Origin of the sequence: Streptomyces nanshensis, assembly GCF_001751255.1 — a bacterium.
GTDB classification, from domain to species: Bacteria; Actinomycetota; Actinomycetes; order Streptomycetales; family Streptomycetaceae; genus Streptomyces; species Streptomyces nanshensis_A.
Map to the genome: position 1 here is coordinate 1 of NZ_LJGW01000556.1, position 1,391 is coordinate 1,391.

Consider the following 1,391-nt stretch of genomic DNA (forward strand, 5'->3'; position numbering starts at 1 on the left):
GTCCTCGCACTCGGCCAGCGCCCACCGCACCGCCGTGCCCGGGTCGTCCGTCATGTGCGGGAGTCTTACACCGGGCACTGACAGCGCCCGCGCCCCGCGTCCCGCACCCCGTGACGGAACGGGCACGGAGCGCGGGACGCGGGCCACGGGCGGAGGGGCCCGGGCAGAAGCAACAGCCCTGCTAGCGGACGGACTTGATCAGCTCCCCGTCCGCGGTGTCACCGCTCAGCTCCCACACGAACGAACCGCCCAGGCCCTGCTGCGCCGCCCAGTCGCTCTTGCCGCCGATGGTCTCGGGGGTGTCGTAGCTCCACCACTGGTTGCCGCAGTGCGCGTACGCGGTGCCCGCGACCGTGCCGGTGGCCGGGCAGCGCTCCTTGAGCACCTTGTAGTCCTCGATGCCCTGCTCGTACGTGCCGGGGGCGGGGCCGGTCGCGGTGCCGCCGGGCTCGTCCTGCGTCACGCCGTCCCAGCCGCGTCCGTAGAAGCCGAGTCCGAGCAGCAGCTTCTCCGCGGGCACACCCAGCGACGTCAGCTTCGCCACGGTCGCCGAGGTGTCGAAGCCCTCCTTGGGGATGCCGTCGTAGGCGGTGAGCGGGGAGTGCGGCGCGGTCGGTCCCTGCGCGTCCCAGGCGCCGAAGTAGTCGTAGGTCATGGGCAGATACCAGTCGACGTACTGCGCCGCGCCCGCGTAGTCGGCGGCCTCCAGCTTGCCGCCGTCCGAGGCGTCCGCGGTGATCGCCGCCGTGACGAGCTTGTCGCCGCCGAACTCCGCGCGCAGCGCCTTCGTCACCTCGGTGAAGGCCTCCCGTCCGCTCTCGTCGCAGGAGAGCCCGCAGGCGTTGGGGTACTCCCAGTCGATGTCGATGCCGTCGAACAGGCCCGCCCAGCGCTCGTCTTCGAGCAGGCTGTGGCAGGACTCGGCGAAGGCGGCGGGGTTCTTCGCGGCCTCGGCGAAGCCGCCGGACCAGGTCCAGCCGCCGAAGGACCACAGCACCTTCAGCCCCGGATGCTTCTCCTTGAGCTTCTGAAGCTGGTTGAAGTTGCCGCGCAGCGGCTGGTCCCAGGTGTCGGCCTGGCCGTCGACGCTCTGGTCGGCGGTGTATGTCTTCTCGTAGTCGGCGAAGGAGTCGCCGACGGTGCACTTGCCGCCCTGCACGTTGCCGAACGCGTAGTTGACGTGCGTCAGTTGGTCGGCGGAGCCCGAGGTGTCGATGTTCTTGACGTGGTAGTCGCGCTGGTAGACGTCCCACTCGGCGAAGTAGCCCACGAGCTTGCCGTCGGCCGCCGCGCGTACGCCCGGCGTCGCCTGGTCGTGAGTCTGTGCGGCGGCGGCGTGCGTGTCCGGGGCGGGCGCCGCTGCCGCCACGGCGGGCAGCGCGGCGGCGACC

Annotated in this window: 1 protein-coding gene; it reads right to left on the reverse strand. The window is 71.6% G+C overall.

Features of this window, described 5'->3' with window-relative positions; all coding sequences use genetic code 11:
* Positions 1–181: 181 nt before the first annotated feature.
* Positions 182–1,378 carry a glycoside hydrolase family 18 protein gene (locus tag AN218_RS29705; protein WP_079132726.1) on the reverse strand — a complete coding sequence of 399 codons (1,197 nt, stop codon included), beginning with the start codon at positions 1,376–1,378 and terminating at the stop codon, positions 182–184.
* Positions 1,379–1,391 lie beyond the last annotated feature (13 nt).